The sequence below is a fragment of the Bradyrhizobium sp. B039 genome (assembly GCF_038965675.1).
Taxonomy (GTDB): Bacteria; Pseudomonadota; Alphaproteobacteria; order Rhizobiales; family Xanthobacteraceae; genus Bradyrhizobium; species Bradyrhizobium diazoefficiens.
The window spans coordinates 4,284,439-4,299,784 of record NZ_CP152416.1 but is presented as its reverse complement, the minus strand read 5'-3'; the positions used below and the strand labels follow the sequence as shown (position 1 = coordinate 4,299,784).

Genomic DNA, 15,346 nt, shown 5'->3' with positions numbered 1-15,346 from the left:
AAAGGCCGTCGGGATCTATGCCGACGGCCTTCTCTTGCAACTGCCGGTTCCCGGAGCCCGGTTCTGTTGCAATTCCATGCCTCATGATCACGCTGACATATTTAATAAAATCTTAACGCGCCTGCATGCTGCACATCATTTCTGCGCCATAAGCACAGAGATTGCGCGCTTCATTCATTCGATAAAGATCGACTCAGTGGTACCATCCGGGATGTGTTGAGACTTCCGTTGAAGACTTGTTTTCCAGACTTGTCGTCGAGACTTGGGTCGTAACACCGGGGAATTCGGATGCCTTACTACTACTTCGATCTTGTGGTTGGTGAAGAGTTCAAGAACCAGGGCGGAATCATCCTCGAGGATATCGAGGTCGCCTCCGATCGCGCCCACCAACTGGCCAACGAGCTGTCGCAAGTGAAGCCGGAGCTTCAGCAAAAGGGTTGCGCGGTGCGCGTCACCGACCGCGATCACAACGAGCTCTATCGCACGCCGCTCGATCCCGTGCCGGCCTGGCAGCGCTAGGCTACTCCAGCACCGGCGCCTCGAACCAGTTCGTCAGCGACAATCCACCGTCGACGACGAAGGCCGCGCCGGTGACGTAAGCGGAGAGCTTGTTCGACAGCACCGCGAGCGCCATCGGTGCGAGGTCTTTTGCCTCGCCCAGACGCCCGAGCGGGATGTGCCGCGCCAGCGAGGCATCCGCGACGAAACCGCCGGCAGCGATCGCACCGGGCACCAGCGCGTTGACGCGAATGTCGTGGCGCCCGAACGTCTTCGCCAGCTCCTTCACCAGCATCGCCATCCCCGCCTTCGCCGTCGAGTAATGCGGCAGGTTACGCGGCGTGCCCGCATGCAGCGAGGTGAGGAACAGGAACGAGCCGGGCCGCTTCGCCGCGATCAGCCGCTTGGCGATCTCGCGCGCCAGATGAAAACCCGCATCGAGGTTGACGGCGTGCATCTCCTGCCAGGTCCTGCGATCCACCGCGAGCGCATGATCGGCCTCGCGTCGCGGCGGCGAAGCGCTATGCACGAAATGCGTCACCTCGCCGAGCGCGGCGTGTGAGGCGGCAAGCAGCGCATCGCAGGCATCGAGCCTCGCGAGATCGCCGACCCAGGGCACCGCGTGTCCAGGCCTCTCGCTCGCGCCGATCGCGGCACTGACCCGCTCCGCACTCACGTCGGCGAACACGGTCCGGACGCCCTCGCCGACCAGCGCCTGCGCGATCGCGCGGCCGATGCCGTTGCCCGCGCCGGTGACGAGCGCCGTGTCGGTTGCGGGATCGAACGGCGCGCTGAACAGGCTCATGTCGCTCTCCGGGTCCGGGAGCAGCCAATTTAGCGCACCGCACGGAGGCGCGACAATTGCGTCCCGGCGCCATTGCGGAGCGGCGCGCCGGACGCTAGCCTCCCAAAAAAATCGAGGAGGTACCAAGGATGCGCTATGGTTTTCTGATGACGGGCCTTTTGCTGCTTGCCGCGCCGGCACAGGCGGGCGACGCGCCGCCACGCTCGACCTATGTGACGATGGTCTTGCAGGCCTTCGCCGCCAAGGTCGAGTGCCCCAACACGGATCTCGTCTATCAGGACCTCGTGCAGAAGGCGCAGCAGATGCAGCTGCCCGACGGCACCACCGAGAAGGTGCGCAAGGCGATCGCCTGGATGCATACCGGCGGCAAGATGGGCGAGAAGCAGGACGACGAGCTGATGGCCGAGGTCGCGGTGGCGACGCAGGCGACCGATATGGACCAGCGCCGCCTCGGCATGCCCGGCTGGTGCGAAGCCCAGAAGACCAACCTCGCCGGCCTGATCCGTAGCAAGGGCGGCTAGAGCGTTAAGCACACCGCGGCGGAACCGCCGCCGTGGCCAATAATCGTCACAATCCTCGCCAGCATGCGGGCTTCTTCGAACAGGAGATCCCTATGCGGATGGCTCATTTCGTCTTCGCCGGCGCCCTCGCGATCAGTGCCGTGCTGACCGCCCCGGCCTTTGCGAAGAATACCGACGCCCAGAAGGGCGAGGACAAATCGACCTCCTCGTCGTCCTGTAGCGCCTATCAGCAGGCGCCCGACGGTTCGTGGGAGCAGCTTTCCTGCAAGGAAACGAACGAGCGCGGCCAGCCGCAGACGCAACATCGCGCCCCGGCACAGGGAGCCGATCACGAGGAGCGCTGACTGTTCCCGTTCCCCATGGTCAGCTCTGGTGCGGCCCACGTATGACCTTCATGGCATCCTCGATGTGACGCCATTCCTTGGCCTCATCGGCCTCGCCGCGGCCCTCGCAGGCCTGGGCCTGCTCGGCGGCCTTCGCAATCGCAGCAAAGCCGTGCCGTTCGAGCATCTGGCGTGCGACGGTGTGGACCTGGAGCTCCGACATCATGGGTGCTCGCCCGTGTGATGAAACCGCGATGCACGCTTGGTGGAGCCGCGGATTTCCTACAACGATCAAGTCGCGGGTCTCGTTCCGATCACCCCAGCAACGATAAAAGGCGGCCCGCCATGCCCGGCGGACCGCCTTCTCACCCACCCCAAAACCTGATGCCGTCGGCCGCGTCCCCTACGCGACCGCCACGCGCTTGCGCTCGAGATCGTTTGGCACCTCGATATCGACCTCCAGGGTCGACACCTCGTCGCCGCGCTCGAGCCGCACGATGACCTTGGTCGGATCCAGCGTGACGTGCTTGGACACGACGGCGAGAATTTCCTCACGCAGCACGCCGAGCAGGTCGGGCTGGCCGCGCATTCCGCGTTCATGCGCGAGCAGAATCTGCAACCGTTCGCGTGCGACGGGTGCAGAAGCCTTGTTGCCGCGGAGAAGTCGGAGCAGACCCATGCTCATGCAGCCCTCCGTCGCAGCAGACGATCCATGAAGCCCTTGCGCTCCGACGGCACCTGCATGGCGACGGTCTCGCCGCACAGCCGCCGCGCCGCATCGATATAGGCCCGTGCGGGTGCGCCGTCCGCGTTCGACAGCGTCACCGGCGTGCCGACGTTGGAGGCCTTCAACACGTCCTGGCTCTCGGGAATGATGCCGAGCAAGGGCGTTGCCAGGATTTCGAGGATGTCGTCGATGGTCAACATCTCGCCGCGCGCCGCGCGGGAGGCATCATAGCGGGTGATGAGAATGTGCTTCTCGACCCGCTCGCCCTTCTCGGCCCGCACCGTCTTGGAATCGAGCATGCCGATGATGCGATCGGAATCGCGCACCGAGGACACTTCCGGATTGGTGACGATCACGGCCTCGTCGGCAAAGCGCATCGCCATGGAGGCGCCGCGCTCGATGCCGGCAGGGCTGTCGCAGATCACCCAGTCGAAGCGGCCGCGCAAATCGTCGATGACCTTGCCGACGCCCTCTTCCGTCAGCGCGTCCTTGTCGCGAGTCTGCGAGGCCGGCAGCAGCCAGAGATTCTCCAGCCGCTTGTCGCGGATCAGCGCCTGCGGCAGCTTTGCCACCCCCTGCACCACGTTGATGAGGTCGAACACCACGCGGCGTTCGGCGCCCATGACGAGATCGAGATTGCGCAGGCCGACGTCGAAATCGACGACGACGACCTTGTCGCCGCGCTGCGCCAGGGCAGCCCCCAGCGCGGCGGTCGTCGTGGTCTTGCCGACCCCGCCCTTGCCTGATGTCACGACCAGTACCTTACTCATCTGAAATGTCTCCTTTGCTGGTCAGTTCAGTGCTGTAATTCGCATGGTATTCCCCTGCAGCCAGGCCTGCGCCGGCTTGCCGCGCAAGGCGGCATCGATGTCGTCCGCAGTCTGGTAAAACCCATCAATTGCAAGCAGTTCGGCCTCGATCTTCTGGCAATAGATGCGGGCGCTCGTGTGCCCGTTAACCCCCGCCATGGCCCGGCCGCGCAGCGCGCCGTAGACGTGGATGGAGCCGCCGGCGACGACCTCGGCGCCGGAGCCGACGGAGCCGAGAATGGTGACGTCGCCTTCGGGGAAGATCACGGTCTGGCCCGAGCGCACGGGGTTTTCGAGCAGGAGCGAGGTTGGCTTGGCTTCCGCCTTCTCGACCTTCTTTGGCGCGCTCGGCTCGACCACGCAGCTGCGCCCGCCCGAGAGCAGCGGCGGCATCATGGGGGTCAGCCGGCCCTCCTCCACGCCCTCGATCCCGAGCACGCGGATGTTGCGGTCCTGAAGGCTGGTGAGCAGATGATTGATGCCGGACTGGCTGAGATCGACCGAGGACAGGTCGATCACCACGGGCCGGCCGGCGAAGAAGCCCGGCGAACGGGCGATGGTGGCGTCGATCTCCTGGAGCCAGTCCAGGATCGGAACCGTCGGCACGAACACGAAGGCCACGTAGGAGCGCCCGCGCAGGCGCACCATTTGGCGTTGGACTTTTGCTGCAGCCTCCATCGGCCGACTCGTTCCCTGTTATTGAATGGTTAACGATGCGGCGGATGTGGTTAACGGCTGGTTAATTTCTCCGCGGGGTTACGTGAGTTGGGTGTGGGTCTTGGGCGGCTCGTCCGCACGGGACAGCCGCCGTGACCTCCGGTGTCGTCCTGGCGAAGGCCAGGACCCATACCGCGGAATCCATCGATTACGGACGGTGGGGGTACCGAACGACGAGTCTTCGCCAAACGACGTCTTGGGGTAATCGCGGCTAGCGCGAGCGCTCGCGCGGGGGTCCTGGCTTTCGCCAGAACGACGATACGGAAGCCCCCCCCTACTTCTTCACCTTGCTCGCATCCATCTTGATGGCGGGATCCAGCATCCTGGTCGTGAACGCCGTCGTCACGTCGAACGGCTTCTCCATGCCGAGATAGGTCTGGACCAGTTCGTAGTCCTTCTTCATGCGCTCGCCGTCGATCCAGCCGAGGCTCTTCGTCGTCGTGAACTCGTCCGTCATCAGGAACTTGATGCGCTCCCACTGGCGCTCCTGGTTCTCCTTGTCGAGGCCGGAGACCTGGTCGAGCAGCGCCTTCAGGCACGGGGTGACGTCGGCGACGCAGGCTGCAAAGGCCTTCTGCGTGACGCGAACGAAATCCTCGACCACCTTCGGGTTCTTCTGCAAGTAAGCACCGTTGACGATCAGCGAGTTGCCATAAGGGTTGAGCCCGATGTCCTTCCAGTTGACATAGCCGAGGTCCTGGCCGAACTCGATCGCCTTCACATCGTGCTCGTTGTAGAAGTCGCTGATGATGTCGACGGTGTGGCTCTTCAGCGCCGCGACCTTCGCGGTGGGCCCGATATTGACGAAGCCGACCGCATCAGGCGCAAGGCCTGCAGCTTTGGCGAAGGCCGGCCACATCACGCGCGAGGCGTCCCCGGGCGGATTGCCGATCTTGTGGCCGGCGAAATCCTTCACCCCGTTCACGCCGTAGCTCTTCAGCCAGTAGAAGGTCTGGCCGGTGTTGGCGTAGACGCTCATCACCGCGACCGTGTCAGCGCCCTTGCTCTTGGCCACCAGCATGGTGGCGAGGTCGGCGACGCCGAACGGCGAGCCGCCCGAGCCGACCTTGGCGGCGGAGACGCCGGAGCCCTTGCCGGTCTCGATGGTGAGGTCGATGCCGGCCTTCTCGTACCAGCCCTGCGCCTTCGCGTAATAATAGGGCGAATGGTCGGCCGTGGGCGTCCAGTTCAGGATCAGGTTCACCGCCTCGCCCGCGTTCGCGGGCATGCCCGGCAAGCCGAGCATCAGGGTCACAACCGCCGACTGCAAACGCTTCATCGCTTGTCTCCTCATTGCCGCGACCCGGCTTGTCGCTCTCCCCATGTGAGGCTACCAATGCAACAAGCCCGCCCTCCACTTGTCAACTGTTTGGTTGGAAATGCCCGCAGAACGATCTGGCGACACCGTGCCGCAGCGGCGCGACCCGGTCGCCACCCGCAAGAAGCTGCTCACCGCGGCGCGCCTGGAGTTCGCCCGGCACGGCCTTGCGGGCGCCCGCGTCGACGAGATCGCCGAGCGCGCCGGCGTCAACAAGCAGCTCGTCTACCACTACTTCGGCGACAAGGACGCGCTCTACCTCGCCGTGCTCGAATGGGTCTATGAGGACATCCGCGAGCAGGAGCGCAGGCTCAATCTGGAAGGCCTGCCGCCCGACAAGGCGATCCGCCGGCTGATCGAAGCCTCGTTCGATCACCTGGCGGCAAACCCTGATTTCATCGTGCTTCTGAACGACGAGAACCGCGGCGGCGCCCGCCATGTCCGCGGTTCCACGCGACTGGAGGCGATGCATTCCCCGCTCGTGAAAAGCGTCTCCCACATCCTCCATGAGGGCGTGCGTTGCGGGCTGTTCCGCAAAGGGATCGACCCCGTCCAGCTTTACATCTCCATCGCGGGCCTCAGCTATTTCTTCTTCTCCAACACGCCGACGCTGTCGGCGATCTTCGGCAAGGACCTGTCGAGCCGCGCTCAGCGCCGTGCCCGGCGCAGGCATGTCGTCGACCTGGTGCTCCAGTCGCTCCGCCCTTAATCAACCAGATGGTTGAAACTTGCCCCCGGGACGGTTAGGCTGAGATCGTGGCCGAGAGCCGCGAACAACAGGGAGCAGAACGTGGCAGCCGACGGGGCACGCACAGCGCGCAGCTTTGCGATCATCCTGATCGTGCACCTCGCCGTGCTCGTGCTGTGGCAGGTCGCGGTCGACGCCTTCCACGTGCCGAAATTCATCCTGCCCTCGCCGCTCGCGACCGTGCAGACACTGGGAACCGCGAGCTACGCCTGGGGCTCCAACACGCTGGTGACGGCGATCGAGATCCTCGGCGGCTTCGCACTCGGCGCATTCGTCGGCGTCACCCTCGCGGTGATCTTCAGCTGGGCGCCGCTGGTCAGCATGGTGCTGCTGCCGCTGTTCGTGACGCTGAACATGATCCCGAAGGTTGCGCTCGGCCCGCTTCTGATCGTCTGGTTCTCCTACGGCATCGTGCCGAACATCCTGATTGCCTTCAGCATCTGCTTCTTCCCGATCCTGCTCACCACCGCCCGCGGCCTGCGCGAGGTCGAACCGGATCTGCTCGATCTCGTCAAATCGCTGCGCGGCTCGCGCTGGACGCTGTTCCGCAAGATCCAGCTGCCGGGATCGCTGCCTTACGTGTTCTCCGGCATGAAGGTCGGCGCCATCCTGGCGGTCGCCGGCGCCATCGTCGGCGAGTTCATCGCCTCCGAGCGCGGGCTCGGCTACCTCATGATCCAGGTGCAGTCCTCGCTCGACACCCCAGCGATGGTGATGGCCGTGGTGCTGCTGACGCTGCTCGGCGTCGCCCTCTACGGCCTCGTGCTCGCCCTTGAGCGCATGTTCGTGGTCGGCGATGCAAGACAGACTTGATAACGGCAGACCTGAAAACGGAAAACCTGACTGACCAAGGACCGACCGATGCTCCTCACCCGCCAGACGCTGCCGAAGACCATTCCTGACATCGCCGCGCTCGACGATCTCCTGTGCCGGCCGACCCAGGCGCTGATCGACGACCTCGACAAGGTCGAGGGCGACATCATGATCCTCGGCGTCGCCGGCAAGATGGGCCCGACGCTGGCGGGGCTCGCCAAAGCCGCCGCGCCGGATCGCCGCGTCATCGGCGTCGCGCGCTTCAGCGAGGCGGGCGTCAAGGACTGGCTGCATCGGCGCGGCGTCGAGACGATCAATTCCGACCTGCTCGACGAGGCCGCGATCAACGCGCTGCCGAAGGCGCCCAACATCGTCTTCATGGCCGGCCGCAAGTTCGGCGCCGAGGGCGATCTGTCGCTGACATGGGCGATGAACGCGCATGTCCCGGCCCTTGTCGCGCAGGCCTTTCCGTCGTCGCGGATCGTGGCGTTCTCGACCGGCTGCGTCTATCCCTTCGTGCCGGTCGACGGCAAAGGCGCGACCGAGGACATGGCGCCAAATCCGCCCGGCGAATACGCCCAGTCCTGCGTCGGCCGCGAGCGCATGTTCGAGTATTTTTCGCGCAAGTTTTCGACGCCGGGCCGGCTGTTCCGGCTCAATTACGCGATCGACATGCGCTATGGCGTGCTGCACGACATCGCCACCAAGGTCCTCACCGGCACGCCGATCGACGTCAGCCTGGGCCATGTCAATTTCATCTGGCAGGGCGATGCGTCCGCGCAGGCGCTGCGCTGCCTCGCCCATTGCACGGCGCCGACCTCGCCGATCAATGTCAGCGGTCACGAGATCCTGGCGGTGCGCGATCTCGCGGCGAAATTCGGCGCAAGGTTCGGCCGCGCCCCGATGCTGACCGGCGAGGAGGAGCCGACGGCGTGGCTGACCGACACCTCGCAGGCGGTCGAGCTATTCGGCCTGCCGGTCGTCGACACCGAGCAGTTGATTGCCTGGACCGCCGACTGGGTGTCCCGCGCCATGCCGAGCCTCGGCAAGCCCACCAAATACGAGGTGCGCGATGGCCGCTACTGACACCCCGCCCATCATCAAGCTCGGCGTGAACGATGCCATCGCCGGGCTCGTGCTGTCGGTCGAGGCGCACTGGAACCAGACCGAAGAGGACTGGCGCATTTTCCTGCGCGACGGCGTCGTGTTCGGCATTCGCGATGGCATGCGGCTGGTCGCGACAGCGGCACTGCTGCCCTATTCCGGCAGCAACGCCTGGATCAGCATGGTGCTCGTATCAGGCACGCATCGCCGCCGTGGCCTTGCGACGCGCCTCGTCGACGCCTGCCTGGAGACGGCGCGCAGGAACGGCCTGACCAGCTGGCTCGACGCGACCCCCGACGGTGCTGCCGTGTACGGGCCGCTCGGCTTCACGCCGACCCTGCAATTACGGCGGCTGAAATTGGTCAATTCAGCGCAAGCGTCGGCGCGACCGCCTTCGGCCGCGACGCTTGACGCGCTTTGTGCGCGGGACCGGCGGGTCACCGGTTTCGACCGGACCGCCCTCCTGACCGCCTTCGCACAGCGCTTCGGCTCGCGTATCGTCGCTTCGAATGGATGCATCGCGCTGGTCCGCGACGGCAGAACCGCGCGCCACATCGGTCCCTTGTTCGCAGATCATGCCGTCGAAGCGCTGGCCCTGGTCCAGGCGATCGCGCGATCCGAGACCCGCCCCCTCCTGCTCGACGCCGTCGCCTCGCAAGGCGCGTTCCTGGAGGGATTGACCGCTTCGGGCTGGACCGTCGAACGCCCGTTCCAGCGCATGCGCTTCGGCCCCGCCACCACTGCTGCCGAGGAAATGCCATTCGCCGTCGCCGGCCCTGAATTTGGATAGGACATCATGCACCACAGCCAGATCAACGCCGACGTTCGCAAGCTGATTGCCGACGGCACCGTGCTGCCGGCGCACCCTCTCGCGCTCACCGCCGAACGAAAGCTCGACAAGAAGCATCAGCGCGCGCTGACGCGCTACTACATCGACGCCGGCGCCGGCGGCCTTGCGGTCGGCGTGCACACGACGCAGTTCGCGATCCGCGACGTCGGCCTCTACCGTCCCGTGCTGGAGCTCGCCGCCGAGACCGCCGCGAGCTGGACCAGGCGTCCGCTGGCGATGGTCGCGGGACTTGCCGGTCCGACCAGACAGGCAACCGCTGAAGCGCGCACCGCGCGCGACATCGGCTACCACGCCGGCCTGCTCAGCCTTGCCGCGATGAAGAGCGCCTCCGAGGACGAGATTATCGCGCACTGCACCGCGGTCGCCGCCGAAATTCCGTTGGTCGGCTTCTATCTCCAGCCGGCCGTCGGCGGCGTCATCCTGTCGAGCCAATTCTGGCAACGCTTTGCCTCGATCGACAATGTGATCGCAATCAAGATCGCGCCGTTCAACCGCTACCGCACGCTCGACGTGCTGCGCGGCGTCGCAGCCGCGGGTGCGCTCGACCGCGTCGCGCTCTACACCGGCAATGATGACCATATCCTGCTCGATCTCATGCTGCCGTTCGACCTGCGCGACGACGGCGTCACCACGCGCACCTATTTCAAGGGCGGACTGCTCGGCCATTGGTCGGTGTGGACGGCGAGCGCCATCAAGCAATTCGAGCGCTGCAAGGCGGCGCGGCACAAGGACAGCGTGCCGGCCGACCTGCTCGCGCTCGATGCCCGCGTCACCGATTGCAACAGCGCCTTCTTCGACGTCGCCAACAATTTCCACGGCTGCATCGCCGGCTGCCACGAGATCCTGCGGCGTCAGGGCCTGATGCAGGGGCTGTGGTGCCTCGATCCGGCCGAGGGCCTCAGCCCCGGCCAAAAGGAGGAGATCGACCGCGTCTGCCGCGAGCACGCCGACCTCAGCGACGATGACTTCGTGGCCGCCAACCTCAGCAAATGGCTGGCATGACGGACGAGCCCTTCATCAGCCTGCGCGGCGTCCGGAAAGTCTACCGCAGCGGCGGCGCGGAGTTTCTCGCCGTCTCCGACGTCACCATGGACGTGCAGGAAGGCGAGCTCGTCTCGCTGGTCGGCCCGTCCGGCTGCGGCAAGACGACGGTGATGAAGATTCTGGCCGGCCTGCACGGCGCCGACGGCGGCACCGTGAAGATCGGCAGCGCCAGGAGCCCGTTCGATCCGACCCGCGACATCGGCATGGTATTCCAGCAGGCGCTGCTGCTGAAATGGCGCACGATCCTGGACAACGTGCTGCTGCCGGCCGAGATCGTGGGGCTACCGATGAAAGCCGCGCGCGAGCGGGCGCGCGATCTGCTCAATCTGGTCGGGCTTGCCGGCTACGAGCAGAAATATCCGCAGCAGCTGTCAGGCGGCATGCAGCAGCGCACCGCCATCGCGCGGGCCTTCATCCACGATCCCAAGCTGATCCTGATGGACGAGCCGTTCGGCGCGCTGGACGCCTTGACGCGCGAGCAGATGAACCTGGAGATGCTGCGGATCTGGCGCGAGAGCGGCAAGACCATCATCTTCGTCACGCATTCGATCCAGGAAGCGGTGTTCCTGTCCTCGCATTGCGCCGTGCTGACCGCGGGCCCGGCGAAGATGGCCGACTACTTCCCGATCGAGCTGCCCTTCCCGCGCGACCTTCCGCTCAAGACAACGGATGCGTTCGGTGCCTATGCGCGGCGCATCTACGCAAAGCTCGGGCTGGGCGCGGCGTAGACCGCTCCCTCCGCCGTCATTCCGGGGCGCGACGAAGTCGCGAGCCCGGAATCCATCGGGCGGCAAGACACGCGGTGAAATGGATTCTCAGATGCGCAATTGCGCATCATAGCTCCCGCCAAGAGGCGCGCCCCGGAATGACAGTGTCCTTCGGATCACGCCTGAAAACACCGCGCCCTCTTGCTGCAATCAGGTCTTGTTGCGCATCTTGCTGAGCAAATAGTTGTCGTAGAAGTTTTCCGCGATCTGCGTGTAGAACAGCAGCTCCTTCATATACGCGTCGTGGCTCTCCTTGGTCCGCTTGAACAGGTCGCTCTTGGCCGCGAGCTCGTTCAGGTGCTCCTGGGTCGCGTTGTAGCAAGCCTCCAGCACCGGCTGCGGGAACGCCTTCAGCTCGGCGCCGTTGGCGATCAGCCGCTTCAGCGCCGCCGGGTTCACGCTGTCGTACTTCTCGAGCATCCAGGCGCCGGCCGCAGAGGCCGCCTGGTTGACGATGGCCTGGTAGTGTTTGGGCAGCGAAGCCCACTTCTCGTCGTTGACGATCATGTGCAGCATGGCGCCGCCTTCCCACCAGCCGGGGAAGTAGTAGTATTTGGCCACCTTCTGGAAGCCGAGCTTCTCGTCGTCATAGGGACCGACGAATTCGGCGGCGTCGATCGAGCCCTTCTCCAGGGCCGAATAGACGTCGCCGCCGGCGAGCTGCTGCGGCACGATGCCGAGGCGCGCCAGCACATGGCCGCCCATGCCGGCGATGCGGAATTTGAGGCCCTTGAGATCGTCGACGGTCTTGATCTCCTTGCGGAACCAGCCGCCCATCTGGGTGCCGGAGTTGCCGCAGAGGATCGCATGCGCCTTGAACGGCTTCAGCGCCTCGTTGGCGAGATCGGCGCCGCCGCCGAAATACCACCAGGACTCCTGATGGCGATGGTTCATGCCGAACGGCGCGCCGGTGGCATAGGCCAGCGCCGGCTCCTTGCCGATGTAGAAGTAGAGCGGCGTCTGCGCCATCTCGACGGAGGCCGCGCTGACGGCGTCGAGCGCCTGCAAACCGGGGACGAGCTCGCCGGCCGCAAAGGTCTGGATCTGGAATTTGTTGTCGGTGGCGTCAGCGACGTATTTCGCGAAGGTCTGCGCCGTGCCGTAGATCGTGTCGAGCGATTTCGGGAAGCTCGAGGTCAGGCGCCATTTGATCTCGGGCGCGCCTTGCGCAATCGCGGGTGCAGCAACCAGCGTCGTCGCGCCGGCGACCGCGCCACCCTTGAGGAATGTACGGCGTTTCATGATGGGGTCTCTCCCTAAAGCAAGGCTTCAAATGGATGGCCTGGGCCACGGTCTTCGCAGACCGTTTGCCCGTTCCCGTCGCCGAGTTCAAGGTGTTCCGGATCAAGTGTCCTGGAGGAAGATCGACAGCGCTCGCTGCAATTCCTTGTACGCGCGCGGCCCGATCTTGGCGGCGAGGGTCTTCTCGCTTTCGGCGATCGACGGCCGCAAGCGGCCGAGGAGCGCGGCGCCGGTCTGGGTCACATACAGCACGTAGTAGCGGCGGTTGACGGCGGAGGCCGAACGCTGCACCAGCCCGCGCCGCTCCAGATGATCCACCAGCCGCCCGAGCCCCGCCCGCTCGATCGACAAGGATTGCGCGATGGCAAGCTGATTGACGCCGGGATTGGCTTCGATCACCGACAACACGGAGAACTGCGCCGGACTGATGTCGAAGGCGGCCAGCCGCCGGCTGACATCCCTGAACACCCAGAGCTGGGCCCGCCGGATGCGATAGCCGAGTGAACGGGACAGATCGTCCGAGGCAAGCAGCTTTGGCCGGGCGGGCTTTCCGGCCGGCGCGGCACGCGAGGCGGATCGCGCCGGCTTTGCAACCTGCGCCCTGCGCGACGCTCCCTTCGGGGATCGCTTCCTGACGCCAGCCTTCTCCGGCTCCATCGACGACCATCTTTCACAAGCCGGCGCGGCGGCATCCGCCCGGTGGTCCGGGATTCGAACGCCAAGTCTATCGCAGCGGACCGGGATCGAGAAGCCGCGCGGCGTCGCGCCTTGCCGATGCAGCTTCTACGACAGGTTGCACCGCGGACTCGCGTGTTGCGTCATGTTGACACGGCAACATCGCTTGCCTAAGGATCGGGAAAACCTGCCGTCGCACGAGCAGGCTTCAGGGGAGCTAACGTCGGTGCCTGCATCAGGGAACGGCGACGATCCGCATGCCATCGCGCATCGCGGCGACACGATTGCGGCCGTCGGCGCATTGCGTTCCGCGCGCTGCGATCCGCATCGCGAAGCTCCCCGGCCTCCCGACGACCAGGACGTCCCGACCGACAGCGACATCGCTTGCAGCCTTGACGACGCCTGCCGCAACGGCCGGCGCCGCACGATGTCGCGTGGACGACCGCTGCTTTCGACAATCATCAAGCTGGAGGGCATGACATGAAACGGTTACTTCTCGCCTCGACCATTGTTGCCGGTTGGACGGCTTTCGGCCCGCAGGCAATGGCCCACGGCCTGCCGCCGAGTGGTGTTGCCCCGCGCGCGTCCTGCACGGCCCTCACCGGCCTCACGCTGCCGAACACGCAGATCCTGAGCGCGACCCAGAAGGCGGGCTACTGCAACGTGATCGGCATCATCAACAAGCGCGTCTCGACGCAGGACCCCGATCATTTCACTTACGGGATCGGCTTCGCGCTCAACCTGCCCGATACCTGGCATGGCCGTTTCGAGATGATGGGCGGCGGCGGCACCGACGGCAGCCTCCAGGCCGATCCGCAGGGCGCCGCCGGCGTCGAGCTCGGTCAGGGCTGGGCCGTGGCCGCCGACGACGGCGGGCATGAAGACAACGCCAGCAATCCGGTCGGCGGACATCAGGACGACGATGCCAATGCCGGTGGCTCCGCGCATTTCGCGATCGACGCCCAGGCGCGCAGGGACTACGGCTACAACGGCATCGAAAAGACCGCGACGATCTCGAAGCAGATCATCTCCTATTACTACGGCCTCGACACCGTCTATTCCTACATCACGGGCTGCTCGAACGGCGGACGTGACGCCATGATGGCGTCGCAGCGCTTCCCCTGGCTGTTCGACGGTGTGATCTCGCAAAATCCCGGCTTCAACCTGCCACAGGCGGCCCTTGCGGAAGCCTGGAACGAGCAGGTGCTGGGCACGCTCGCCACCAGCAAGGACGTCAACGGACAGCCCTTCATTCCCGACACGTTTCCAGTGCAGGATCTCCAGGTGGCCTCGGCCGCGATCCTGAGCGCCTGCGACGCGCTCGACGGGCTGGTCGACGGCATCGTCGACAATTATCACGCCTGCACGGCGAAGAAGGTGTATCCGGCGCTCGCCAGCTACACCTGCGGCACCGGCTCGCACGGCAGCACGCCGCATGGCGGCACGTGCCTGACGGGCGCGCAGGTGGACGCGCTGAAGAAGATCTATGCCGGGCCGGTCAATTCCCGCGGCCAACGGCTCTATTCGAACTGGTTCTGGGATGCCGGCATCTGGACGCCGCCCACCGCGCCCGGCGCGGGCTGGCAACTATGGAACGTCGTCACCGCGCCGGTGCCGAACGTCAACACCGCGATCAACCTGACGCTCGGCGCGGGCGCGATCCCGATGATCTTCCAGACCCCGCCCGTCGTCACGCCCGTCAACGGGCCGAACGGCCAGGAAGCCTTCGTGTTCCGCTTCAACTTCGACACCGACGCGCCGAAGATCTTCGCGAAGACGCAAGCCTATCCTGAAAGCAGCATGGACTTCATGGCCGCGGTCTCGACCGACCTGCGGCCGTTCAGGGCGCGCGGCGGCAAGCTGATCGTCTCCTCCTCCGTCAATGACGGCATTTTCTCCGGCGCTGCCATCGCCCGCTGGTATCGCAACATGGACAGGCGCATGAACGGGCGCGCGACCGACTTCGCGCGGCTGTTCATGGTGCCGAACATGGCCCATTGCGGCGGCGGTGCGGCCACCGCGAGCTTCGCGCAGAACGAGGTCAAGGCCATCACCGACTGGGTCGAGAAAGGCATCGCGCCTGAACGCATTGTCGCGACCAATACCAACGCCACCTCGCCCTACCCGACCGGCGGACTTTTTGATCCGCGCATTGCCATGAACTTCCCGGCCAGCGGCACGAGGCCGCTATGCGTCTATCCGAAGATTGCAGCCTACAAGGGCAGCGGCATGACCAACGATGCCGGCAATTTCGCCTGCATCGACCCCGGCTTCAGGCCGGGCGGCGACCACGACTTCCATGATGACGACGATGGGCATGGCGACGGCAGGCCCTGATCGTCCTGCTTCCTCTCGTGCCCCGGACGCAGCGCAGCGTCTCCCTCG

General features: G+C 65.5%; 19 protein-coding genes. 11 read left to right on the top strand and 8 right to left on the bottom strand.

All coding sequences use genetic code 11. From position 1 onward, the window contains the following. Window positions 1-288: 288 nt before the first annotated feature. Complete coding sequence (locus AAFG50_RS20010; RefSeq protein WP_028171187.1) at window positions 289-519, top strand: hypothetical protein; 231 nt, start codon at window positions 289-291, stop codon at window positions 517-519. A 1-nt stretch (window position 520) separates the two neighbouring features. On the opposite strand, the gene AAFG50_RS20005 is transcribed toward AAFG50_RS20010, so the two are convergent. Then, entirely contained in the window at window positions 521-1,303 is a 783-nt protein-coding gene (locus AAFG50_RS20005) for an SDR family oxidoreductase (protein WP_028171186.1), read from the bottom strand. 128 nt (window positions 1,304-1,431) lie between these two features. On the opposite strand from AAFG50_RS20005, the gene AAFG50_RS20000 reads away from it, so the two are divergent. Both AAFG50_RS20000 and AAFG50_RS19995 read left to right on the top strand, forming a co-directional pair. After that, window positions 1,432-1,824, top strand: coding sequence for a hypothetical protein (locus AAFG50_RS20000; RefSeq protein ID WP_011086989.1), 393 nt, complete (start codon window positions 1,432-1,434; stop codon window positions 1,822-1,824). 92 nt (window positions 1,825-1,916) lie between these two features. Then, the gene (locus AAFG50_RS19995; RefSeq protein WP_028171185.1) at window positions 1,917-2,168 is read left to right on the top strand and encodes a hypothetical protein; all 252 of its coding nucleotides are present in this window, start codon (window positions 1,917-1,919) and stop codon (window positions 2,166-2,168) included. A gap of 19 nt (window positions 2,169-2,187) precedes the next feature. Here the strand turns inward: AAFG50_RS19995 and AAFG50_RS19990 are convergent, their stop codons facing one another. From AAFG50_RS19990 to AAFG50_RS19970, 5 genes are all read right to left on the bottom strand, one after another. Then, the gene (locus tag AAFG50_RS19990) at window positions 2,188-2,373 is read right to left on the bottom strand and encodes a hypothetical protein (RefSeq protein ID WP_028171184.1); all 186 of its coding nucleotides are present in this window, start codon (window positions 2,371-2,373) and stop codon (window positions 2,188-2,190) included. Between the two features lie 177 nt (window positions 2,374-2,550). Continuing rightward, window positions 2,551-2,832 carry a cell division topological specificity factor MinE gene (gene minE, locus AAFG50_RS19985; RefSeq protein ID WP_011086986.1) on the bottom strand — a complete coding sequence of 94 codons (282 nt, stop codon included), beginning with the start codon at window positions 2,830-2,832 and terminating at the stop codon, window positions 2,551-2,553. Then, window positions 2,829-3,644, bottom strand: coding sequence for a septum site-determining protein MinD (minD, locus tag AAFG50_RS19980; RefSeq protein ID WP_011086985.1), 816 nt, complete (start codon window positions 3,642-3,644; stop codon window positions 2,829-2,831). Before minD ends, minE begins: the two co-directional genes overlap by 4 nt. Before the next feature lie 21 nt (window positions 3,645-3,665). Continuing rightward, on the bottom strand, window positions 3,666-4,361 hold the full coding sequence (minC, locus tag AAFG50_RS19975; RefSeq protein ID WP_011086984.1) for a septum site-determining protein MinC: 696 nt from the start codon (window positions 4,359-4,361) through the stop codon (window positions 3,666-3,668). 313 nt (window positions 4,362-4,674) lie between these two features. Beyond that, on the bottom strand, window positions 4,675-5,679 hold the full coding sequence (locus tag AAFG50_RS19970) for an ABC transporter substrate-binding protein (protein ID WP_028171183.1): 1,005 nt from the start codon (window positions 5,677-5,679) through the stop codon (window positions 4,675-4,677). 100 nt (window positions 5,680-5,779) lie between these two features. On the opposite strand from AAFG50_RS19970, the gene AAFG50_RS19965 reads away from it, so the two are divergent. The 6 genes from AAFG50_RS19965 (at window position 5,780) to AAFG50_RS19940 (ending at window position 11,005) form a co-directional block, all read left to right on the top strand. Beyond that, window positions 5,780-6,427: a TetR/AcrR family transcriptional regulator gene (locus AAFG50_RS19965; protein WP_028171182.1), complete on the top strand. Its 648-nt coding sequence runs from the start codon at window positions 5,780-5,782 to the stop codon at window positions 6,425-6,427. Between the two features lie 81 nt (window positions 6,428-6,508). Next, window positions 6,509-7,279, top strand: a complete 771-nt coding sequence (locus AAFG50_RS19960) for an ABC transporter permease (RefSeq protein ID WP_028171181.1) — start codon at window positions 6,509-6,511, stop codon at window positions 7,277-7,279. Between the two features lie 48 nt (window positions 7,280-7,327). Continuing rightward, window positions 7,328-8,365, top strand: coding sequence for an NAD(P)-dependent oxidoreductase (locus AAFG50_RS19955; RefSeq protein ID WP_028171180.1), 1,038 nt, complete (start codon window positions 7,328-7,330; stop codon window positions 8,363-8,365). Further along, window positions 8,352-9,173 (top strand): GNAT family N-acetyltransferase, encoded by an 822-nt coding sequence (locus tag AAFG50_RS19950; RefSeq protein WP_028171179.1) that lies wholly within the window; start codon window positions 8,352-8,354, stop codon window positions 9,171-9,173. The genes AAFG50_RS19955 and AAFG50_RS19950 overlap by 14 nt, the downstream gene beginning before the upstream one ends. Before the next feature lie 6 nt (window positions 9,174-9,179). Next, window positions 9,180-10,235, top strand: a complete 1,056-nt coding sequence (locus AAFG50_RS19945) for a dihydrodipicolinate synthase family protein (protein ID WP_028171178.1) — start codon at window positions 9,180-9,182, stop codon at window positions 10,233-10,235. Further along, entirely contained in the window at window positions 10,223-11,005 is a 783-nt protein-coding gene (locus tag AAFG50_RS19940; RefSeq protein ID WP_028171177.1) for an ABC transporter ATP-binding protein, read from the top strand. The genes AAFG50_RS19945 and AAFG50_RS19940 overlap by 13 nt, the downstream gene beginning before the upstream one ends. 189 nt (window positions 11,006-11,194) lie before the next feature. Here the strand turns inward: AAFG50_RS19940 and AAFG50_RS19935 are convergent, their stop codons facing one another. Both AAFG50_RS19935 and AAFG50_RS19930 read right to left on the bottom strand, forming a co-directional pair. Beyond that, a complete protein-coding gene (locus tag AAFG50_RS19935) occupies window positions 11,195-12,286 on the bottom strand; it encodes a TRAP transporter substrate-binding protein (RefSeq protein WP_028171176.1) in 1,092 nt (363 codons plus the stop codon). Window positions 12,287-12,388: 102 nt separating this feature from the next. Continuing rightward, the gene (locus AAFG50_RS19930; RefSeq protein WP_028171175.1) at window positions 12,389-12,943 is read right to left on the bottom strand and encodes a MarR family transcriptional regulator; all 555 of its coding nucleotides are present in this window, start codon (window positions 12,941-12,943) and stop codon (window positions 12,389-12,391) included. 244 nt (window positions 12,944-13,187) lie between these two features. Between AAFG50_RS19930 and AAFG50_RS19925 the strand changes: the two genes are divergently transcribed. Further along, the gene (locus tag AAFG50_RS19925) at window positions 13,188-13,445 is read left to right on the top strand and encodes a hypothetical protein (protein WP_028171174.1); all 258 of its coding nucleotides are present in this window, start codon (window positions 13,188-13,190) and stop codon (window positions 13,443-13,445) included. After that, window positions 13,442-15,298: a tannase/feruloyl esterase family alpha/beta hydrolase gene (locus tag AAFG50_RS19920; protein ID WP_028171173.1), complete on the top strand. Its 1,857-nt coding sequence runs from the start codon at window positions 13,442-13,444 to the stop codon at window positions 15,296-15,298. Before AAFG50_RS19925 ends, AAFG50_RS19920 begins: the two co-directional genes overlap by 4 nt. Window positions 15,299-15,346: the final 48 nt, after the last annotated feature.